This window comes from Streptomyces sp. NPDC043726, from assembly GCF_056436565.1.
This window is the reverse complement of record NZ_JBWKCI010000009.1, coordinates 170,072-190,604: the sequence shown is the minus strand read 5'-3', so window position 1 is coordinate 190,604 and position 20,533 is coordinate 170,072. Positions and strand designations below refer to the sequence as shown.

The following is a 20,533-nucleotide window of genomic DNA, read 5'->3' as shown; positions in this document are numbered from 1 at the left end:
TTCACCCACCCCCCATACTCCCCGCACTTTATCGATGGAGCCTATGAATCCGCTGAAAGTTCCCGAAAAGCCCGCTCCACCTCGGCGTCGTTCGCGATTTTCCCCAGCACGCTCCTCGGGTCCAGCGCGCCGGGTACCGGCTTGTTCCCCTCCCCGATAAGGTCTTCGCCCACGCGTTCGCACAGCTCCTCGACCGTGCCCGGGAGCGTTCCGCCCGCACGATGCGCGGCCTGCGGCCGCAGAGCGTGTGCTCCGGTCAGCCGGCCGATCAACCCTGCGTACATGTGGTGCGCCGGAGTCGTACGCCGCAAGGGCTCGTGCTGACAGGCGAGTTGGTCGTCACCTATTCGTCGGTGACAGACACCGATGTCCATGGGCGTGCCCTGCGCGTACAGCAGTCTGAGCGCTTTGAGTTCGTAGTCCCGGGCCGCCTTCATGCCCCTGTGCCACGCATCCTCGCCCTCCGTCCGACGCATCCGTTCCGCCTGCCGGCGTCTGATCTGGGCACGGGCCGCATCGGTCATGGCCCGGACGACGATGTCACCGGAACGCTCGACTTCCTGCAGGCAGCCCATCAGTTTCTGATCGAACGCCTCCAACTCGTCCCCGTCGATGTCCAGTCGTCTGTCCAGCTCCAGCAGGCAGCCTTCCACGGTGTGCAGATGCCGCTCGACCTCGTCATGACCCTCCAGCAGCAGTTGCTGACCGAGCCGCTCATGGTCGGCACATGCGAGCTCCATGTGGCCGACTCGGGTCGGATCCCCTTCCGACGTGTTCTTGGCCCGCAGGACGTGGATGTCCCGTCGTATGGTGAACAGCTTGCGGCGCAAGATCTCCCCATCGGCCCAGCGGGTTCGGACGGCGTCGCGGAATCGGACGTCGGCCAGTTCCTCGAAGGCGTACTCGACGCGGTCCAACGCCTCGCTCAGCTTCCCCTCGTCGACCAGCACCCGAAGCAGTTCGACCTCGACGGCGCTGGCCACGAGGCCTGCACCGCTGCCCGAAGCGACAAAGCGGAGGTAGTCCTGTGCCACCTCCCGGGCCTCGGTCAGTCTGCCGGTGTCCCGCAGCCCGCTGAGGATCCCCACACTCATGGCCATGGCCAGCGGCGAGTTGTCCACGACGGTGTCGCCGGGCCCCTCCCCGAGGAGCGCGGACAGGCCGGGGCGCTCGCCCTTCCTCAGGGCCTCGAACACGTCGCTCAAACGCTGGGCCATCGTGAACTGGTCGGACTCCCTGTCCTTTATGGCGGCGGTGACCCGCTCCAGTTTGCGCACCGTGTCGTCCAGCCCCGAGCGGCCCCGGCGTGAGCGGCTCATACTGACGGCGACGAAGTGCAGCCACGTCTCCCAGTCGCCGGCCCGCTCCAGATAGGGCATCGCGTCGGGTATCAGCTGCTGGACCGCGGCCGTTCTGCCGTGGGTCCGGTGCCGCAGGGCCACCTTTACCCGGCCCTCTGTGTGCCGCCGAGCGATCCGCTCGACCTCTGCCCGCAGCTCACCGTCGGGGTCCAGCCAGGACGCGTGATCGCGCTGAACTGCTGTGACGACCGCGAGCTGCATCCTGATCTTCAGGTGCTTCCCGTCCACCGGCGTCAGGCAGTCGATCAGGCAGGAGTCCTCCAAGGACTGCAGCAGAAACCGGAGTTCGTCTCGCTCTCCGTCCGCGGACTGCCCCTCTGCGCCTCCCTGTTCCCCGACGGGACGGGTGAAGCAGTGAGCACGGCTGCGCAGTCCGGCCCACACCTCCCCCAGCAGGCCCGGCGAACAGTCGTCGCCGTCCGGGTGGAGTTCACGGTGCCGATGGCTGAGCCAGGAGAGAGCGAGCAGCAGCAGATGGCGAGGATCGTCGCGGGGGATGCAGCGGAGCGTGTCCAGGGTCCACCGCTGAATCCGCTGCCACACCTCAGGAATCCGTTCGTCGAACTCCTGCTCCAGTTGGTCGGCGTCCGCGGTCGCGAGGCGACGGAGCCGCTCGTACCCACCGCCCCCGGCCGCCACCTCGTCCGCGAAGCGCAGCAGTCCCGGGTGCCCTTCGGCCCGTACGATCACCCTGCGTACGAGGTCCCGTTCGTCCTCGCCGGACATGTTCCCGGCAGCAGCGTCCGTGATGACACGGCCGAGGTCAGGAAGGCTCTGGGCGTACAGATACGCCTCGGCCGGCGCCAGCAGAGGCACCCGGACGTCGGGCATCTGCCGCTGGTCCAGACGAAGCGCGCGTGGGCTGGTGATCAACAGCCGGAAGCCCGGAGCCTTGGGCACAGCCATCGCGTTGATCAGCCGCTCCCAGCGAGGGTGAATCCAGGGGCCGCGGGCACCGGCCTCGTGACCGTTCGCGGACGACGCCCGCAGATCCCGGGGCTGACGCTTAATCAGTTTCTCGACGTCGGAGAGGAAAACCAGGGCGTATTCGCGGTTGTTCTTCGTCAGTCTCTGTTCGATGTCCGTGCACAACCGCTCGAATTTGATGTCGTCGGCGAGGAAGCCCGCAAGGTCGGCAGGGTCGGGCACGGCTTCCGAACGGCTGTCGAACGCCGCTCGCAGTGCCGGCAGTTTCAGCAGTTCGCCGACGAAGCCGCAGAGCGCGTCCGAGGGGTCGTCATCCATCTGTCCGCCCTTGAGCGGATATCGCACGACCTCCCGGTAGCGGTGGGCGTACTGGCTGAGCAGCTCGTCGGCGCAGGTCGTCTTGCCCACTCCCGCCATGCCGTGCAGGACGGCGCCGTTGGCCGTGCTGCCGCCGATCCGGGCGAGGATCTCGCTGGCCTTCCACATCGGGTCGTGGTGGCCGATGAAGCTGGGCGGCGGATCCTCGAGCGTCGGCGGATCAGGCGTGCGCAGTCGGGGCGGCGCCACGACCAGACCGCAGGCTTCGGCACCGTAGATGACGGGCGCCACACGGTCGAGGGTTTTCAGCGAATCGCACTCGGCGAGGACCGTGCCCACCGCTCTGGGCAGGGTCAGATTCCGCTCGAGCAGATAGGCGTAGACCTTGGTGACGAAGTCGACCGCGGCCTGGTCGCCGATTCGGTGCCGGAAGGCCAATACCGCGCAGCCCAGCCTCCTGGCCAGATCAACGGCCAGATCCGCGTCTCCTTGGGGACTCGCCGCCAAGGATGGTTCGGCCGCAAGGTGGGAGGGGATGCGGAACAGGTCCAACTGATCCGCGATCGACGGACTGCTGACCGGTCTCGTGGTGATCACCGCGAGTCGCAGACGTTCGTCGTTGTCACTGGTCTGCAGCATGTCGACCAGTTCGGACGCGCTCAACGGCTGCTTGGTTCCGGACTCCCCACTTCGGGACACCGCGGACCAGCTGCCCGGGACCCCTCGATCGGCCAGATGCAGAATCATCTGCCAGCGGCCCTCGTGCTGGCGCCCGCCACGCTTGGCGCTCTCCACTAAGTCTTTGAGCTGATCGTGGGTCACATGGTACGAAAGCGTCCGGCTCGTGACGTCCATCCCGTCGCCGTCAGCAGCTATGTCACGCACGGTACTGAACACCTGCGACTGTTCGGCGTGCAGGTCCAGCGGCTCGCCGGTCTTCGTCCGATTGAACACTCCGACGAGATGGAGTGGTCGGTCCTTGGCCGCCCGGCGGACCAGGGAGGGCCCGGACGAGACATCGTGTACGAAGGTGAGTCTGCGTTTGACCAGAGATCCGCTGTCGTCCGCCGCCAGCAGGAGTGGGTACCCGAGCATCTCACGCTCCGGTCCCCGCGGATTCAGCCGGATCAGCACCGTCGACGGCCGTCCCAGAGGCAGCCTGTCCCAGATCCCCTGCGTGAGCACCGAACTGCGCAGCCAATGGCTCAGTCTTCGCAGCGTGTTGGCTTTCCCGGCTTCGTCGAGCCACGTGTTTCGAATGAACCCGGACGGATCGGTCAGGAAGCCGTAGTACTCCTGACGGCCCAGCGAGTCACCCGTCAGGTCGACCGAGCACTCATGGGCTTCGCCCGAAGCGTCACCGCCGCTGATTCGCCACCGCCATCGCGGTGCGCCCTCTCCCTTGCTGAAGTCCAGGACTTCCAGTAAAGCGTCGTATTCCCCCGTCACGTTCTCAGTCCCCCTAAGAACCCCGCGCATATGCCAGTGCAGAGCAGAAGAGTAGACCCATGCGGGCCTCATGTGTTCCATAGCTGCGGAGAAATGCGTTCGCTCTCGGTGATTGATCCTTCGCCGACGATCTCAAGGCAGAATCAATCGAATACGAATGCGAATTCAGCCTCAGTGCCGGTCGATCCACTCCTGCAGACTCTCCACTGTCCCGGCACAGCTCTCCGCGTCCATCAACCGACCGGGCAATCCGCCTGCCCGGCGCACCACCTTGCTGACCAACACCGAGGTACGGGGGTCCCGCGCGAGACGCCCGAGGCGGCTCAGCCTCCGCGCCATCTGCGTCAGCTCCGCTCCGCTCAGCGGGTTCAGTGGCACGCGAGGCAGCGCGGGGGCAAGGTGCGCCAACGCGTCCCCGGAGGTCAAAAGAATTCTGCCGGGGCCGGTTGCCCGGGTGAAATGCTCGATCAGGGAGGCGAACCGGGAGTCCCCCGCAATGGCTCGGTCGGCCGCGTCGATCACAAGGAGCAGTCGGAGTGACCTCGCCGCGTCCAGATACTCCGGCCAGGGCATTTTCGTGCCGAGCCGCTCGAGTCCTGGTGCTTGGATGATCAGATTTCGCAGGAGATCTTCGAACGAATCCTCTGGGGAGGACGGTATCGCCTCCTCACCCGCCGGGCTCGGGTGCCACAGGAGCACGTCGAATGCCTCACGATGGTCGTGCGCGAGGAGTGACGCACATGCCGTCACCCCCATGCCCCGCTCGCCGTCCCCGTGTACCACCACGCCACGCAGCCCGCTCTCCGGCGCGAGCGCGCGGCTCGCCTCGGTCATCTCCCGCTGGCGTCCGACAAAGGAACTCGGGCTGTCTGGAAGGTCCCCGACACCGGTTCTCACGTGACCGCGCACGGGGCCGCGCGTCATCGGGCGGTCCGGCAGCCGCTGTCCCCGGGCGGCGGCCCCGAAGAGCACGGGTGTCGCCGCCGCCAGCAGCGGGGTGTGGACCTCGTCGAGTTCGCTGTTGCCACCGCTGTCGACCAGCGCCTTGTGCACGGCCAGAGGGAGCGTGTGGCCGTCGCGGAAGAGGCGGCTGTAGAGGCGTACGGCGAAGGCGCGAGCGAAGTCATTGCTGACAGGGAAGCGCATGGCTACGACGGCACACCCGAGCTCCGTGGCCACGGCGGCTGCCAAGGAGGTGAGGGACGGGGCCGGAGCGGGACGTGCACCACCCTCGTCAGCGGCGACCTCACTCCCCGACCAGCAGGCGGAGAGAAACACCAGCCGAATACGGCCGCACCCCGGTCGCAGCAGGCCGACGACGTCGGACGTGCGGACCTCGTCCACGGTGCCGTCGGCCCGCTCCAGACACAGGCCGCCCCGCTGCCCGTGGGCCACCACATGCAGAACGTCCCAACCGTCGGGCTCCGCCACCATCCGCTCCAGGGTCCCGCGGCTCACCCCGAACTGCCGGGTGCGCAGCTCCAGCGGGACCGCTTCGCCGGACCCGCTCGCGGCCATGTCGAGCAGCTCGGCGCTCAGGAAGGACCGGTGCGCCCCGAGGTCCACGGGAGACGCCGTCCACGGCAGGCTGAACAGCGCCAGCATGCGCAAGTGTTCCGGCAGCGGCGAGCCCTGTGCACAAGTCATCGGTGCCCTCGGCCGCAGTCCACGGATGAAGATCACTCCGTCCCGCACCAGCGGACGGTGGTCGCAGAGCGCCAGCTCCCAAGGAAGGGCTTCGAAGTCGCTCAACCGCGGCGGTAGTCGAAGCTCGACCGCAACCGGCCCGAGGGCCCGGAGACAAGCCGCCGTCCGTCCCAGTCCCGTCCCCCCGATCCACTCTCCGCAGACCCGCACCTCCTCCTCCAGTGCCCACACCCCGGCTCGCGCCTTGCGCAACTGTGCGATTCGGTCAGGCAGCGCGTACACCGTCTTCAGCTCGTCCACCGATTCGAGACGCACCTCGTTGAACTCGGTACCCAGTGAACCCGGCTGTCGCAGCGACCAGATCCACCAGTCCGGCAGGCCGCTCATCTGATCGATGTGGTAGTCACTGATCTCGAGCACGGCTGATCGATTCATGCTTGATCACGCCCCCTTCTGGACGACGGATGACCGTTTGAACTCGCTTCGAAATAAGGTCTATTGACGGACCGTCAAGCGTTCTACGCTACGCCATCCACTCTTTGGGCCGAACCACTGCGGGGGGACCGCCATGACCGACGGCCGTTACCGAAAGTACATCGAGCATGTCCGCGCAGACCTGGGCATGGAGCCGTCCTGGCCGCCGGATGCCGACCACGAGCTCGGAGCGGTGGGCCGGTTCCGTAAGGGCAACTTCGAGCGGAGGGGCACTCTCAAGACGCTGTTCGGACTGCACGTCAAGCATCGGCGCGTCAAGGAGACGACCACGGTCTACTCCAGTGATTCCAAGGGCACCGTGCAGGTACACCACAACAGCGCCATCGGCGCAGGAGCCGCGCTGGTCAACGCTGATGGGTCGGTCGTGCTGGAGTTCGGCAAGGCTGACTCCGTGTTCTTTCGCGCGACGGGCTGCAGAACTCACGAGATCGACCGCATTGACCTGGTCGAGAAGCTCATGATGGAACGGCACCGCCATGGCGACTGGCCCCGCGACCAGGTCGTGATCACCGAGGTCACCCATGCCACGAGCACCACGGCGATCATGTGCAGCAAGCGCAACGACCGCATCGCCCTGCGCGCCACGGCCGAGGCTCCCGTCGCCGGTCTCGACCTGCTCACAGCCTCCGGCGGACTGCAATGGGCGGGCGGTTCCGTGGCCAGTCTGCAAGTCCTGTCAGCAGGTGCGCTCACGCCGCTCTTCCGGGCGAAGGGCATGGTCCGGCACCTGTTCCGGGACGACGAACCCGGCTTTCTGGACGAGGTGGAGGAGGGCCCGGACGACGGTGCGGAGTGGTACGTGGACGACGTGAGCAGCTTGGAGTTCGACGACCTCCCGTGACCGGGGCCGCCGTGGCGGCCGCCGGAGCGCGCCGAGGTCGTCACGGGTGGCGCGGCGCCCGAGCGTCCCGGCTACTTCCCTCGGGCCACGGTGATCGCCAGGGCGGCAGGAGGACGAGAGCGTGGTCCGGGTCGACACCAGGTGCGATTCCGGCTCACAGCTTGGCGCCGAAGTTCTGTGTCCACCAGGGGCCGCCGGAGCCGTTGTGGACGCCGATGCCTATGTCCTTGAACGCGCAGTTGAGGATGTTGGCCCGGTGGCCGGGGCTGTTCATCCAGGACTCCATCACGGCCTCCGGCGTCTGCTGGCCCTTGGCGATGTTCTCCCCGTAGGTGGACCAGCGGTAGCCCGCCGCGGTGATGCGCTGCCCGGGGTCCTCGCCGTCCGGGTTGGTGTGGTCGAAGAAGCCGCGGGCGGCCATGTCCGCGGAGTGGCCCTGCGCTGCCTTGTTCAGCAGGGCGTCCTGCGCGAGGGCACCGCAGCCGGCCGCCGCCCGTTCCTTGTTGACCAGGGCGACGACCTGGCCGACGGTGTCGGTCGGGGCCGACTGGGCCTGCGGCGCGCCGGACGCGGTCCTGGCCTGCCGGGTGGCGGCGCTCGGAGTCGGCGTGGGCTTCTCGCCGGCCTCGGCGGTCTTGGAGGGGCGCGGCTTCTTCGACTTCGACGCGGACGGCGACGCGGACCTGCTGGCCGACGGGGTGGTCTCGGCGGCGCGTGTCTCGGCGAGTTCGGGCGCCGGCGCTCCGGCGGTCCGTGCGGCGGACGCCTCGCCGGGGCCGGTCCCGGTCCCGGAGTCCCTGTCGGCGTACCAGAGTCCGCCGCCCGCCACGCAGGCCGCCACGACGGCGCCGCCGACCGCGCGGCGGCGGTTGCGGCGACGCCGGCGGGCCTCGCCGCGGGCGGTCGTACGCCCGCGCGCGGCCCGCCGCCCGGCCCCGGTACCCGGGCCTCCAGGACCCGCGGACGCGTCCAGCCGGGACGTGGAGCCCACGAGGGCCAACCCGCCGGACGCCGACAGCACCCTGTCCAGCAGCGCGGGGGCCGCAGCGACCAGGGCAAGCCCGGCCAGCAGTCCCTCCGCTGGCAGCAGTCCGCTCCACAGGCCGGAGCAGCGTGCGCACCCTCGGGCATGCCGGGCTGTCCGCTTGCGCCACAGCGTCGAGGGCCGGCCGTCCCAGGTGGCCAGCAGACCCTGCAGTTCCTCGCACAGCGGCCGCGAGTCGAGCGCCCGCACGACCACCCGGGCCGCTTCCAGCTGCGCCTTCATCCGCTGCACGCGCACGGCCGTGTGCTGAGGCGACAGTTCGAGCGCCGCGGCGACCTCGGTCCGGGTCAGCTCACCGGCGCACTCCAGCCACCACAGCGACAGCAGTCCGCGGTCGTCGGGGTCCAGCCAGCGGGTGGCGCGCGCGGTCTCCTGGCGCTGCCCGGACAGCTGGAGCCGCACCATGGTCAGGTCCACGAAGTCGGCCCCGGGGTCGGCGAGGTCCTGGGCCTCCTCCACGGCGCCGGGGGCGGACTGCCGGTCGTGCCAGTGCGCCCGGACCTGGTTCATCACGATCGCCACGAGCCAGGAGCGGAAGGCTTCGGGGTCGCGCAGACCGCCCAGCGAGCCGAGGGCGCGGAGCATGCTCTCCTGGACCACGTCGTCCACGTCGACCGAGCCGTTCAGCGCCCGCCCCACGATGTTGTAGACGAGTGGGAGGTACGCGCTGACCAGGGCGTCCTGGGCCTCCGGGTCGCCGTCTCGGGCGGCGGTCACCAGTGCCGCCGCGTCCCTCGTGCCCTCTGTACTCATCAAAAGCTTCCCTGTCCTCGACGCCGAACGGTGCTGTCCGATACCTGGGAGATCGCTCGATGCGCCGCGGATAACAGTTACTCGGACACCAGTTCCACGAGAGACTTACGACACCGGCCCGGCGGCGCAAGGGGGAACGTCACATCCGCCGAGGGCGGGGAAGCGGTCAGTCCTCCTCGGGCAGGCCGAACTCGCCGTAGTCCGGTTCGCCCGCCACGTCGTACGTCTGGATCGACACGCCCTTCGACGTGACGCTGCCGTCGGTCCGGCGGAACGCGGTCGGCGTGCTGCCCTCCGGGAACAGGCGGCGGCCCGTGCCGAGGACGACCGGGAAGGTCAGCAGGTGGACGGTGTCCAGGACGCCGAGGCCGAGCAGGGACCGGACGAGGGCGCCGCTGCCGTGGATCTGGAGCTCGCCGTCGGTGCGGTCCTTGAGGGCGGTGACCTCCTTGGCGAGGTCACCGGTGAGCACGGTGGTGCCGGACCAGGACGGGTCGGTGAGGGTGGCCGAGGGGACGTACTTCGGCAGGGAGTTGAGCGGCGCGGCGACCGGGTTGTGGGGGTCGGTCACCTTGGGCCAGTACCCGCTGAAGATGTCGTACGTGAGGCGGCCGAGGAGGAACGCGCCGGCGCGGTCGAAGACGCCGTTGATGAAGGTGCCGAAGTCGTCGTCGGCGTACGGGAAGACCCAGCCGCCGTGCGCGAAGCCGTCCCGCGGGTCCTCCTGGGGGCCGCCGGGGGCCTGGTAGACGCCGTCGAGGGTGACGAAGACGGTGGAGACGAGCTTGCCCATGACGGGTGCCTTCCTTCGGGCCCTGGTGCGGGCGGGGGGTTTGTGTGCCATGAGTTCAGACCCCACCGGCACCCGCAACTCATCGCTCGGCGGCCCGGCCCCGGTGCTGACGTCGATGTCCGTCGGCCGCCAGCGCGCGGGGGCGCCGGCCGGTGGGATGGGGGCATGAACACAAACGGTGGAACGCTTGACGGCAAGGTGGCTCTCGTGACCGGCGGGAGCCGCGGTATCGGCGCGGCCACGGCGGTACGGCTGGCCCGGGCCGGCGCCGATGTGGCCGTGACCTATGTGAACGGCAAGGAGGCGGCCGAGGACGTCGTACGGGCCGTGGAGGCGCTGGGGCGGCGGGCGGTGGCCCTGCGCGCGGACTCGGCGGACGCCGGGGATGCGGCGGAGGCCGTGGCGCGCACGGTGTCGTCGCTGGGCGGCCTGGACGTGCTGGTGAACAACGTGGGGGTGGGGGTGCTGGGGCCGCTCGAGTCGCTGTCCCTCGCCGATGTGGACCGGGTGCTGGCGGTGAACGTGCGCGGGGTGTTCCTGGCGTCGCAGGCGGCTGTCTCACGGATGCCCGAGGGAGCCGGGCGGATCATCACGATCGGGACGTGCATGACGCAGCGGGTTCCGGGGCCGGGTGGCACGTTGTACGCGATGAGCAAGTCGGCGCTGGTGGGGCTGACAAAGGCGCTGGCGCGGGAGCTGGGGGCCCGGGGGATCACCGCGAACATCGTCCATCCCGGGCCGATCGACACGGACATGAACCCGGCGGACGGTCCCTACGCGGCGGGGCAGGCGGAGATGACGGCGCTCGGGCGGTTCGGGCGGGCGGAGGAGGTGGCGGAGACCGTGGTGCATCTGGCCGGGGCGTCGTACGTCACGGGGGCCGAGTTCGCGGTGGACGGCGGCCACGCGGCGTAGCCCTCCCCCGTCGGCCCTGAACGGGTCTCGTCCTCGAACGCCGGACGGGCTGGAAGAAGCGGCCCGTCCGGCGTGAGGCGTTCGGGTCAGCCGCCCAGTTCCTGGTGCCTCGCCGTCAGGGAGGCCGTGCCCTCCTCGGTCAGGGAGCCGAACAGGCGCAGGCGGGAGATTCCGCCGTCCGGGTAGATGTCCACGCGCGCGTGGGTGCCCACCACCGGCGTCCGGAGCACGAAGCGGTGGTTCGTGTCGGGCTGGAGGCGGGTGCGGGGGAGGATCTCCACCCAGTCGCCGGACTCGCCGTCCTGCACCGACACCGACGCCCAGCCCGCGCTGTTCCCCTTCAGATACGCCGTGTCGATCTCGATCGCGCGGATTTGGGACTGCGCGACCAGGCGGTAGCTGATCCAGTCGTTGCCCTGGTCACGGCGGCGCCGCGTCTCCCAGCCGTCGTCCATCTTGCGGGACCGGCCGGGCTGGATGGTGTTCGTCGCCGGGGAGTAGAAGAGGTTCGACGCGTCCTCCACCTGGCCGCCGTTCTCCAGCGCCACGACGTCGAACGTGCCCAGCACCGAGAGCCACTCGGGATCCGGGACCACCTCGCCGTACACCCGCAGGCGCGCGATGCCGCCGTCCGGATGCTGGTTCACGCGCAGGTGCGTGAAGCGCTGCTCCACCGACACCTCGAAGGCGTTCGCCGCGTGGCCGCCGACCGGCGTCCTCGGGACCAGCGTCGTCCACTTCACGTCGTCGCCGAGGAGTTCCCCGGGCGACGGGGAGCCCGGTACCGACGTCGCCTCGACCGACACGGCCTGCGGGTAGTTGCCGCGGAAGTGGGCCGTGTCCACCACGATCCCCCGGATCACACCGGGCGCGCCCAGCCGTACCAGCGCCCAGTCGTGGTCCTCGGCCGTCGGCCACGGGTGCTCCGCCGACGCGCCGCGCCGGCGCCGCGTCTCCCAGCCGTCCATGATCTTGCCCTTGTGCCCGAAGTGCTCCGGGTCGAACTCGGCCCGCTCGGGCACGAGCAGGTTCTCGCGCTGGGCGAAGAACTCGTCGTTGGCGGCGATGACACCGGCCCCGAGCTGCCGGTCGGCGAGGTTGGCGTACTGGGTGAAGGGGAGGTCGGCCGTGCGGTAGTCCGCGTACGGGTCACCGCCTCCGTAGGGGTTCGCGTCGCCGGTGAAACTCGGAATCGCCGTCACTGCTGGTGCCTTTCGGTCTCGGGGGACAAACATCGGGGTCACTTGGTACGGGTCAGCAACTCACCCCTCGGCTCCGTGAAGTCGCCGTCCGCCACGACGCGCTCGCCGCGCAGCCAGGTCGACTTCACCACTCCGTACAGGGTCTTGCCCGCGTACGCCGTGACCCGGTTGCGGTGCTGGAGGGCCGCCGGGTCCACGGTGAACGTCTGATCCGGGGCGAGGACCGCGAAGTCGGCGTCCCGGCCCGCCTCGATGGCACCCTTGCGGGTGTCGAGGCCGACCAGTTCCGCCGTGCGGGACGACATCCAGCGCACCACGTCCTCCAGGCCGTGGCCGCGCTTGCGGGCCTCCGTCCACACCGCGGCGAGGCTCAGCTGGAGGCCGGAGATACCGCCCCAGGCGGTGGAGAAGTCGTCGGTCTTCAGGTCGGCCGTCGACGGGGAGTGGTCCGTCACCACGCAGTCGATCGTGCCGTCCGCGAGCGCCTGCCAGAGCAGGTCCTGGTTGGCGGACTCCCGGATGGGCGGGCAGCACTTGAACTCGCTTGCCCCGTCCGGGACTTCCTCGGCGGTCAGGGTGAGGTAGTGCGGGCAGGTCTCCACCGTCACCCGTACCCCCTCCGCCTTCGCCCGCGCGATCAGCGGCAGGGCGTCGGAGGAGGACAGGTGCAGGACATGCACCCGCGCGTCCAGGCGCTTGGCCTGCGCGATCAGCTGGGCGATCGCCGTGTCCTCGGCGTCCCGGGGGCGCGAGGCCAGGAAGTCGGCGTACTTCGGGCCGCCCTGCTGTGGGGCCGCCTCCAGGTGGTGCGGGTCCTCCGCGTGCACGATCAGCAGGCCGCCGAAGGAGGCGATCTCGGCCAGGGACTGGGCGAGCTGGTCCTGGTCCAGGTGCGGGAACTCGTCCACGCCGGACGGGGAGAGGAAGGCCTTGAAGCCGAACACACCCGCCTCGTGCAGCGGGCGCAGGTCCTTGACGTTGTCGGGCAGCGCGCCGCCCCAGAAGCCGACGTCGATGTGCGCCTTGTCGGCGGCCACCCGCTGCTTCACCCGCAGGTTCTCGACCGTGGTCGTCGGCGGGAGGGAGTTGAGCGGCATGTCGACGAGCGTGGTGATACCGCCGGCCGCCGCCGCGCGCGTGGCGGTCCAGAAGCCCTCCCACTCGGTGCGGCCGGGGTCGTTGACGTGCACGTGGGTGTCGACCAGGCCGGGCAGCAGGACGTCGTCGCCGAGGTCCTCCACCCGGGCGCTCCCGACGGATGCGTCGTAGGGCAGCACGGCCGTGATCTTTCCGGCGGAGACGGCGACCGAGGCGGCCCGCGTCCCCTCCGGGGTGATGACGCGCGTCGAGCGCAGCACCAGTTCTACGTCGGACACCCGGGACCCCTCTCTCTGCCGTTGACGGCGCTTCCGGAAACGGGGCTGACTTCCACGTTACGGAATTCAACGTTCTGTTGAAGGAGTTTGAACTCCCGCTTCCACCCCGTCAAGGGCACACTGCTACCGGGCGCACTCCACGGACCCACTCTGGACGTTTCCACAAAGCGGAATTAGAATTCCAGCAAGCAGAACGTAGCTACGCACAAGCGGGGAGTCAACCGGCTCCCGGGTAGGCTTCTGCCCTTCCCGCCCGCCCCGAAAGGAACGCGCCGTGCCGACGTCCAGCGCCAGCACCACCGACGCCGCCAAGCCCAGCTCCGGCGGTGGCGTCCAGTCCCTCGAGCGCGCCTTCGACCTGCTGGAGCGGATGGCGGACGCGGGCGGCGAAGTGGGCCTGAGCGAGCTCTCCGCGAGCAGCGGACTGCCGCTTCCCACCATCCACCGACTGATGCGCACCCTCGTGGCCTGCGGTTACGTCCGCCAGCAGCCCAACCGGCGGTACGCCCTCGGCCCGCGGCTGATCCGCCTCGGCGAGTCCGCCTCCCGCCTGCTCGGCACCTGGGCGCGCCCCTACCTCGCCCGTCTGGTCGAGGAGACCGGCGAGACCGCCAACATGGCACTGCTCGACGGCGACGAGATCGTCTACGTGGCACAGGTGCCGTCCAAGCACTCGATGCGGATGTTCACCGAGGTCGGACGCCGCGTCCTGCCGCACTCCACCGGCGTCGGCAAGGCCCTGCTGGCGAACACCCCGGACCCCGAGGTGCGGGCCCTGCTCGCCCGTACCGGCATGCCGGCCGCGACGGAGAAGACGATCACCACCGCGGACGGCTTCCTCGCGGCGCTGGCGGACGTACGCCGGCTCGGCTACGCGGTGGACGACAACGAGCAGGAGATCGGGGTCCGCTGCCTCGCGGTGTCGGTGCCCGACTCCCCCACCGCCGCCGCCATCTCGATCTCCGGCCCGGCCGGCCGGGTCACCGAGGCCGCCACCGAACGAATCGTCCCGGTGCTCCAGCAGATGGCCCGGGAACTGTCCGAGGCGCTGGCCGCCCAGAGCCCTGGATGACCGGCCTGGCGAGCTGGCCCGGCCGGTACACCGACCGGCACGGCTCCGAGGAGCTCGTCCTCGAGTCCGACGGCCGCGAGCTGATCCGTACGACGATCAGGGGCGTCCGCTTCGAGGGCCCGACGATGGACTCGCTCGGCGCCCAGACCGGGAACCCGCCCGAGCCGATGTTCACCTTCCAGGACGGGGATCTGTGGTCCTGCCTGCTGGAGTGGGGACTGACCGTGCCCGTGGAGGCCGAGGGGGCGGGGGAACGGATCGCGACGCTGCACTGCGCGCTCAACCTCTGGTATCCGGAGGAGACGGAGAACCTGACCCTCGCCCTGCGCCTCGACAGGCGCGAGTACCGCGCCACGCACCCCGACTTCGAGGACGCGCTCAACGAGATCGGGGTCGCACTGCCGGCCGGCACCCGGCTCAAGGCCTGCGTCTCGTGCGCCTGGTCGGACTACCACCCCATCGGGCACAGCCTGATGACCGGCCTGGCCTGCTTCCGCGGCGCCAAGGACGTCTACCGGGCATGCGACGGCAAGTACGGCTCGCAAGGCATCATGACGATCTGGGAGCACCTCACGGAGTTCGTCCAGGAGACCTGGCTGTGCGAACAGTTCGAGCACCGCACCGCCAACCGGGGCTACCGGGGCCCGTTCCCCTACCGCGGCCGGCCCTAAGGCCGCTGCTCCCCGAACAGTTCCACCGCGTTCCGGACCTCGCCGAGCCCTCGCGACAGCGCGCTCACCGAACCGATCGCCCCGGCGATCAGCAGCAGCGACCGCTGTAACCGCGGGATCTCCGGGGCGCCGCTGATCGTCATCGCGGCCAGCGCCGCGAGTTCGTCCTCCGCGATGGCCCGGTCCGGGAACTCGGCCGGGAGCGCGGCGAGTTCGCGGCGCAGCCGGGACACCGCGGTCCGCAGTCCCGTCACCCTCGGATCCTCGTCGCTGCCGGTCATCGGCCTCTGCCCCAAGCTCCGCACCACAGCCCCTCCCCCCACGCACGCCGGGGTGCGCGTCCATGTCGTGCTGTCGCCGAGTGTCCCCGGGCCCTGGTCGGGCGCCGTGGGGACGCGGGTCAGTAAACGCCACCCGTGCGCCGTGCGCCACCATGCGGGCCGAAATTCATCCTCTGGTGACATCGTGGCGTCGGCAGGGCATCGGGTATGCAGGAGACATGACGCAGAACGAACAGCAGGTCGCCGGTCTGATCCTCGCCGCGGGCGGCGGGCGACGGCTCGGCGGACGGCCCAAAGCCCTGCTCGAACACCGTGGACAGCTGCTCGTCGAACGCGCGGTCGGCGTCCTGCGTACAGCCGGCTGCACCCGCGTCCATGTGGTCCTCGGGGCCCGCGCCGACGCCGTACGGGAGCGGGCGGAGCTCGGCGACTGCGTACTGGTGGACAACCCCGACTGGGAGCGGGGGATGGGGACCTCGCTGCGCGCGGGACTCGCGTCTTTGGCCGGAACAGGCGCATCCGCCGCGCTGGTCTCGCTCGTCGACCAGCCCGGGATCGGAGCGGAGGCGGTGGCCCGGGTGCTCGCCGCCCATGAGGGGGACTCCTCACTGGTGTCGGCCGCCTACGAGGGCGTGCGCGGGCATCCCGTGCTGTTCGGCGCCGCGCACTGGGCGGGGATCGCCGAGGCCGCCACCGGGGACCGGGGAGCGCGCGGCTACCTCGAGAAGCACGCGGACGCTGTCACGCTCGTCGAGTGCGCGGACGTGGCCCGGCCGTACGACATCGACACCGAGGCCGACCTGGTCCACCTTGAGTGAGCGGGGTGGCACTGAGCGACACCTTGCCTCGACTCAGAGAATCTCGACATCAACAAACCATTGAAGTTCCACGATGAGGAAACTACTATCCACTGTTCAGAAGCGTCCGACCGCACAGGGGCGCTGCCCGACCCATGTGTGCCTCTTGGCACCCGGTGCCACCGCTGAAGGAAGTGACAGCTCATGTCCGCACCAGCGCCGTCCCCGCTGGCCATCGTCGACGCCGAGCCCCTGCCCCGGCAGGAGGAGGTCCTCACCGACGCGGCCCTCGCCTTCGTGGCCGAGCTGCACCGCCGGTTCACGCCCCGGCGTGACGAACTCCTCGCCCGCCGTGCGGAGCGCCGCGCCGAGATCGCCCGCACCTCCACCCTCGACTTCCTCCCGGAGACCGCCGCGATCCGCGCGGACGACTCCTGGAAGGTGGCCCCGGCCCCCGCCGCCCTGAACGACCGGCGGGTGGAGATCACCGGTCCCACCGACCGCAAGATGACCATCAACGCCCTCAACTCGGGCGCGAAGGTCTGGCTCGCCGACTTCGAGGACGCCTCGGCTCCCACCTGGGAGAACGTGGTCCTCGGCCAGCTCAACCTGATCGACGCCTACACCCGCAGCATCGACTTCACCGACCCGCGGTCCGGCAAGTCGTACGCCCTGAAGGCCGCCGACGAACTCGCCACCGTCGTCATGCGCCCGCGCGGCTGGCACCTCGACGAGCGCCACCTCGAGATCGACGGACGGCACGTGCCCGGCGCCTTCGTCGACTTCGGCCTGTACTTCTTCCACAACGCCCAGCGGCTGCTCGACCTCGGCAAGGGCCCGTACTTCTACCTCCCGAAGACCGAGTCGCACCTGGAGGCCCGCCTCTGGAACGACGTGTTCGTCTTCGCCCAGGACTACGTCGGCATCCCGCAGGGCACCGTCCGCGCGACCGTGCTGATCGAGACGATCACCGCCGCGTACGAGATGGAGGAGATCCTCTACGAACTCCGCGACCACGCCTCGGGGTTGAACGCGGGACGCTGGGACTACCTCTTCTCCATCGTCAAGAACTTCCGGGACGGCGGCGCCAGGTTCGTCCTGCCGGACCGCAACGCGGTGACGATGACGGCCCCGTTCATGCGGGCCTACACCGAACTCCTCGTCCGCACCTGCCACAAGCGCGGCGCGCACGCCATCGGCGGCATGGCGGCCTTCATCCCGTCCCGCAGGGACGAGGAGGTCAACAAGGTCGCCTTCGAGAAGGTCAAGGCGGACAAGGACCGCGAGGCGAACGACGGCTTCGACGGCTCCTGGGTCGCCCACCCGGACCTGGTGCCGATCGCCATGGCCTCCTTCGACCGGGTCCTCGGCGACCGGCCGAACCAGAAGGACCGGCTGCGCGAGGACGTCGAGGTGCGGGCGGAAGACCTCATCGCCGTCGACTCCCTCGAGGCCAAGCCGACCTACCCCGGCCTGGTCAACGCCGTTCAGGTGGGCATCCGTTACATCGAGGCCTGGCTGCGCGGGCTCGGCGCGGTCGCCATCTTCAACCTGATGGAGGACGCGGCCACCGCCGAGATCTCCCGCTCCCAGATCTGGCAGTGGATCAACGCGGGCGTCGAGTTCGAGAACGGCGAGAAGGCCACCCCCGAGCTGGCCCGCAAGGTCGCCGCCGAGGAACTGGCCGCCATCCGCGAGGAGATCGGCGAGGAGGCCTTCGCGGCCGGCCACTGGCAGCAGGCCCACGACCTGCTGCTCCAGGTCTCCCTGGACGCCGACTACGCGGACTTCCTGACGCTGCCCGCGTACGAGCAGCTCCGGGGCTGACCGCGCGGGGCGGGACCTACTCCTGCGCGGACCTGTCCGAGTGGCCCAGGGACTTCCCCGGGGCCACTCGGTCGCGTACGGCCTGCTTGACCGCCGTGGGCTCGGGGAAGCCCTGCTCGCGGCGGTCCCAGACGACCTCGCCGTCGACCCGGACGACGAACACCCCGCCCTTGCCGGGCTTCAGGGCCAGTTCGTCCAGCTCCGCCTCGAAGGTCGTCAGCAGCTCCTGCGCCAGCCAGGCCGCCCGCGGCAGCCAGCGGCACTGGGTGCAGTACTCGATCTCGACCCGGCCACTCATCCGAGGTGCACCGACCAATCCTGTTCGGCCGCGGGCTTGCCGTGCAGGTCGGGGACCTGCTTGAGCCACGCGGGGCGTCCTTGCTGTCTCTGCGCCGCCCGGCGGGCGTCCTCGGCGGCGAGCTCGTCCCGGGTGGGGAAGTCCGTGGGCAGCCAGGCCTCGGAGGCCCGCACGCGCGCGTGGAGGTACGCCACGTAGGCCTCGCGCGCCTCGTCGGGCGAGGCGTGGTCGGTGAGCCAGGCGTCGGGGACCTCCGCGACGATCCCGCGCAGCAGCTCCTCGGTGACCTTGGGGGCGAGTTCGGCGTCGGCGGCCCGTACGTCGGGGCCGTAGCGGCCGAGGGCGTGGTGGCGGAAGTCGTAGGCCTTGGCGGGGTCGCTGCCGTCCCAGCGGTGGTGGAAGACCAGGGCCGCGCCGTGGTCGATCAGCCACAGGCGCGGCGGGACGGTGCCGAGGGTGGGCCAGACCATGAGGTTGGAGCTGTGGACCGTGCGGTCCACGTTCACCGTCAGCGCGTCGAGCCAGACGATCCGGCCGGCCTCCAGCGGGTCCACGGGGAACACCTCGGCCAGCTCCGGGGTGAAGTCCTTGGCGCCCGGCAGGTAGTCCATGCCGAGGTTGACGCCGTGGCTGGCCGCGTGCAGGTCCCGGACCTCCTGGTGCGGTTCGGCGTCGGCGATCGACGGGTCGAAGTGGACCAGCACCAGTTCGGGGAACCGCAGGCCCAGGGCGCGCGCCAGCTCCCCGACGATCACCTCGGCGACCAGCGCCTTGTGCCCCTGCGCGGAACCGGTGAACTTCACGACGTACGTGCCCAGATCGTCGGCCTCGACGACTCCGGGCACGGAGCCGCCGGACCGCAGCGGGGTCACGTATCGCTCACCGGTCACTTCACGCAGCACACCGGCCAGCCTATGTCAGCTCAGGTGTGGCCAGGGGGTTGGGCAGGGGGCGGTAGCGGGCGGCGGCGCCGTCCGCGCCGGTCCAGCGCAGCAGCAGGTTGGTCTTGCCGGGGAGCGTGGGGGCGGTGAGCAGGGCGGGGATCTCGGGGAGGTCGTGCGCGGTCAGGGCCCGGCGTACGGCGGGCCAGGGGTCGAAGCCCGGTCGGCGCTCGGCGAGGGCGGCGGCGACCTCCCACAGGTGGTTCACCACCAGGCAGTACACGAGCCGCTCCCATCCGGCTGCCCGGTCCACGTCCGCCAGCAGCTTCACGCCCTCGGCGTCCCGGTACAGCGCCTGCACCGGGGTGCCCTCGGCGTCGACGGCGACCACCGTGTTCTGCAGATGCGCCTCCAGTACGACGCCGTGGTCGGCGAAGGCGGTGAGGGCGGGCGGTACGACCGCGTCCAGGTACGCGTCCCACCAGCTCACGGGGTCCTCGGCGGCGTCCAGCGGGCTGCCGGCGAAGCCCTCGACGAGGCCCGCCGCCAGCAGCGGGGTCGTGCCGGGGCGGAGGTGGCCGTGGAAGCCGTCGCGGACCAGGACGGCCAGCTCCTCGAAGGCGAAGTCGACCGTGCGGTAGCCCCGGTCGCTGAGCCAGGCGCCGGGCCCGGCGGCGAACGCCTCGGTGACCGCCGCATCGGTCCTGCGGAGCTTGAGCAGGTCGTGCCGCCAGAGCCGGCGGATGTCGTTGGTGATGCGGACGTCGAGGCTGAACTTCAGGAACAGATCGCGCTCGGGGGCGTACACCGTGCGGATCGCGGCCGTCGGCCAGGTCTCGAAGCCGGTCGTGCCCAGGCGGATCAGCCGTCCGTCGGTGAAGGCCCGGCCGAGGTCCACCAGGTCGAGCTGCCAGGGGTGGGCGGGCAGCAGCCGGTAGCCGGGCGGTGCCTCGCCGAGGGCGTCCAGGGCGGTGGTGTCGCCCTCCTCCACGACCGTGTCCTCCCGCGCGCCGAGCAGCACCAGCGGGAAGCGGGCGTGCGCCTCGGGCGCGTACGGCAGCCAGGCCGCCACCGGGCCGCCGCCGCGCGCCTTCGGCGCCGGGTGGTGCGGGTGACCGGTGACCAGGGACTGCTCCGAGAGCAGGTACGGGTCGGCCGGGGGCACCGCTCGGGACCGCACGGCGAGCAGCGCGGCGACCGCGTCCCGGCTGTCGACGATCTCGGCGGGGAGTTCGGGGTTGTCCAGGCCGGTGTGCCGGCGCAGCTCCTCGGCGACGAGCTTCACCAGCTCGGGATGGCCGACGCGCAGCCACTCCCCGTCCACACGCAGTTCCGGCGCGGCCGGGCGCCGGGTGCCGCGCACCCTCAGGAGCCGCCCGCTGGGCAGGCGGTGCACGCGCGGCTCGCCGGGCCGGTCGAGCGGCTCGGCCACCTCCCGCAGCAGGCAGTTCAGCAGCGGCGCGGCGGCATACGCGTCGGCGGCGGCGTCGGCAGCGGCGGGCGGGGGCATCAGGTCCACGCGTTCACTCGTTCTCTACGGTCCGTTCGGGCGGCGAAGATCAGTATGTCTGTCGTCACCACCCG

16 protein-coding genes are annotated in these 20,533 nt (G+C 70.4%); 6 read left to right on the top strand and 10 right to left on the bottom strand.

The features are described from left to right. Window positions 1-41: 41 nt before the first annotated feature. Window positions 42-4,127 (bottom strand): hypothetical protein, encoded by a 4,086-nt coding sequence (locus AC068Z_RS26325; RefSeq protein ID WP_478560328.1) that lies wholly within the window; start codon window positions 4,125-4,127, stop codon window positions 42-44. 99 nt (window positions 4,128-4,226) lie between these two features. After that, the gene (locus AC068Z_RS26320; RefSeq protein WP_478560325.1) at window positions 4,227-6,137 is read right to left on the bottom strand and encodes a CHAT domain-containing protein; all 1,911 of its coding nucleotides are present in this window, start codon (window positions 6,135-6,137) and stop codon (window positions 4,227-4,229) included. A gap of 133 nt (window positions 6,138-6,270) precedes the next feature. Here AC068Z_RS26320 and AC068Z_RS26315 point away from each other — a divergent pair, with 133 nt between their 5' ends. After that, window positions 6,271-7,038: a hypothetical protein gene (locus AC068Z_RS26315; RefSeq protein ID WP_478560322.1), complete on the top strand. Its 768-nt coding sequence runs from the start codon at window positions 6,271-6,273 to the stop codon at window positions 7,036-7,038. A 154-nt stretch (window positions 7,039-7,192) separates the two neighbouring features. On the opposite strand, the gene AC068Z_RS26310 is transcribed toward AC068Z_RS26315, so the two are convergent. Both AC068Z_RS26310 and AC068Z_RS26305 read right to left on the bottom strand, forming a co-directional pair. Beyond that, window positions 7,193-8,836 carry a sigma-70 family RNA polymerase sigma factor gene (locus tag AC068Z_RS26310; protein WP_478560319.1) on the bottom strand — a complete coding sequence of 548 codons (1,644 nt, stop codon included), beginning with the start codon at window positions 8,834-8,836 and terminating at the stop codon, window positions 7,193-7,195. A gap of 166 nt (window positions 8,837-9,002) precedes the next feature. Next, window positions 9,003-9,629, bottom strand: a complete 627-nt coding sequence (locus tag AC068Z_RS26305) for a dihydrofolate reductase family protein (protein ID WP_478560316.1) — start codon at window positions 9,627-9,629, stop codon at window positions 9,003-9,005. A 165-nt stretch (window positions 9,630-9,794) separates the two neighbouring features. On the opposite strand from AC068Z_RS26305, the gene AC068Z_RS26300 reads away from it, so the two are divergent. Beyond that, window positions 9,795-10,544, top strand: coding sequence for an SDR family oxidoreductase (locus AC068Z_RS26300; protein WP_478560313.1), 750 nt, complete (start codon window positions 9,795-9,797; stop codon window positions 10,542-10,544). Between the two features lie 86 nt (window positions 10,545-10,630). Here the strand turns inward: AC068Z_RS26300 and alc are convergent, their stop codons facing one another. After that, window positions 10,631-11,746, bottom strand: a complete 1,116-nt coding sequence (gene alc / locus AC068Z_RS26295; protein WP_478560310.1) for an allantoicase — start codon at window positions 11,744-11,746, stop codon at window positions 10,631-10,633. Between the two features lie 38 nt (window positions 11,747-11,784). Continuing rightward, window positions 11,785-13,122: an allantoinase AllB gene (gene allB, locus AC068Z_RS26290; RefSeq protein ID WP_478560308.1), complete on the bottom strand. Its 1,338-nt coding sequence runs from the start codon at window positions 13,120-13,122 to the stop codon at window positions 11,785-11,787. 274 nt (window positions 13,123-13,396) lie between these two features. Between allB and AC068Z_RS26285 the strand changes: the two genes are divergently transcribed. Both AC068Z_RS26285 and AC068Z_RS26280 read left to right on the top strand, forming a co-directional pair. Further along, on the top strand, window positions 13,397-14,194 hold the full coding sequence (locus AC068Z_RS26285; RefSeq protein ID WP_478560305.1) for an IclR family transcriptional regulator: 798 nt from the start codon (window positions 13,397-13,399) through the stop codon (window positions 14,192-14,194). Beyond that, on the top strand, window positions 14,191-14,865 hold the full coding sequence (locus AC068Z_RS26280) for a DUF6304 family protein (protein WP_478560302.1): 675 nt from the start codon (window positions 14,191-14,193) through the stop codon (window positions 14,863-14,865). The genes AC068Z_RS26285 and AC068Z_RS26280 overlap by 4 nt, the downstream gene beginning before the upstream one ends. Here AC068Z_RS26280 and AC068Z_RS26275 read toward each other — a convergent pair. Next, entirely contained in the window at window positions 14,862-15,146 is a 285-nt protein-coding gene (locus tag AC068Z_RS26275; RefSeq protein ID WP_478560299.1) for a DUF5955 family protein, read from the bottom strand. The genes AC068Z_RS26280 and AC068Z_RS26275 overlap by 4 nt on opposite strands. Before the next feature lie 218 nt (window positions 15,147-15,364). On the opposite strand from AC068Z_RS26275, the gene AC068Z_RS26270 reads away from it, so the two are divergent. Both AC068Z_RS26270 and aceB read left to right on the top strand, forming a co-directional pair. After that, complete coding sequence (locus AC068Z_RS26270) at window positions 15,365-15,964, top strand: nucleotidyltransferase family protein (protein WP_478560296.1); 600 nt, start codon at window positions 15,365-15,367, stop codon at window positions 15,962-15,964. A gap of 183 nt (window positions 15,965-16,147) precedes the next feature. Further along, the gene (gene aceB / locus AC068Z_RS26265) at window positions 16,148-17,770 is read left to right on the top strand and encodes a malate synthase A (RefSeq protein WP_478560294.1); all 1,623 of its coding nucleotides are present in this window, start codon (window positions 16,148-16,150) and stop codon (window positions 17,768-17,770) included. A 16-nt stretch (window positions 17,771-17,786) separates the two neighbouring features. Here aceB and AC068Z_RS26260 read toward each other — a convergent pair whose 3' ends face one another. Genes AC068Z_RS26260 through AC068Z_RS26250 form a run of 3 tightly spaced genes read right to left on the bottom strand, consistent with a single transcriptional unit; the run spans window position 17,787 to window position 20,459 of the window. Beyond that, window positions 17,787-18,068, bottom strand: coding sequence for an Rdx family protein (locus AC068Z_RS26260; protein WP_478560291.1), 282 nt, complete (start codon window positions 18,066-18,068; stop codon window positions 17,787-17,789). Then, on the bottom strand, window positions 18,065-18,970 hold the full coding sequence (locus AC068Z_RS26255) for a HipA family kinase (protein ID WP_478560288.1): 906 nt from the start codon (window positions 18,968-18,970) through the stop codon (window positions 18,065-18,067). The genes AC068Z_RS26260 and AC068Z_RS26255 overlap by 4 nt, the downstream gene beginning before the upstream one ends. A 10-nt stretch (window positions 18,971-18,980) precedes the next feature. Beyond that, window positions 18,981-20,459, bottom strand: coding sequence for an IucA/IucC family protein (locus AC068Z_RS26250; protein ID WP_478560993.1), 1,479 nt, complete (start codon window positions 20,457-20,459; stop codon window positions 18,981-18,983). Between the last annotated feature and the right edge of the window lie 74 nt (window positions 20,460-20,533).

Bases quoted from the DNA above. Each gene is read 5' to 3' on its own strand.
- AC068Z_RS26310 (WP_478560319.1), bottom strand. From the start codon at position 8,836: ATGAGTACAGAGGGCACGAGGGACGCGGCGGCACTGGTGACCGCCGCC.
- AC068Z_RS26275 (WP_478560299.1), bottom strand. From the start codon at position 15,146: ATGACCGGCAGCGACGAGGATCCGAGGGTGACGGGACTGCGGACCGCG.
- AC068Z_RS26305 (WP_478560316.1), bottom strand. From the start codon at position 9,629: ATGGGCAAGCTCGTCTCCACCGTCTTCGTCACCCTCGACGGCGTCTAC.
- AC068Z_RS26250 (WP_478560993.1), bottom strand. From the start codon at position 20,459: ATGCCCCCGCCCGCCGCTGCCGACGCCGCCGCCGACGCGTATGCCGCC.
- aceB (WP_478560294.1), top strand. From the start codon at position 16,148: ATGTCCGCACCAGCGCCGTCCCCGCTGGCCATCGTCGACGCCGAGCCC.
- AC068Z_RS26280 (WP_478560302.1), top strand. From the start codon at position 14,191: ATGACCGGCCTGGCGAGCTGGCCCGGCCGGTACACCGACCGGCACGGC.
- AC068Z_RS26325 (WP_478560328.1), bottom strand. From the start codon at position 4,127: ATGAGGCCCGCATGGGTCTACTCTTCTGCTCTGCACTGGCATATGCGC.
- AC068Z_RS26260 (WP_478560291.1), bottom strand. From the start codon at position 18,068: ATGAGTGGCCGGGTCGAGATCGAGTACTGCACCCAGTGCCGCTGGCTG.
- AC068Z_RS26270 (WP_478560296.1), top strand. From the start codon at position 15,365: ATGACGCAGAACGAACAGCAGGTCGCCGGTCTGATCCTCGCCGCGGGC.
- AC068Z_RS26300 (WP_478560313.1), top strand. From the start codon at position 9,795: ATGAACACAAACGGTGGAACGCTTGACGGCAAGGTGGCTCTCGTGACC.
- AC068Z_RS26320 (WP_478560325.1), bottom strand. From the start codon at position 6,137: ATGAATCGATCAGCCGTGCTCGAGATCAGTGACTACCACATCGATCAG.
- AC068Z_RS26315 (WP_478560322.1), top strand. From the start codon at position 6,271: ATGACCGACGGCCGTTACCGAAAGTACATCGAGCATGTCCGCGCAGAC.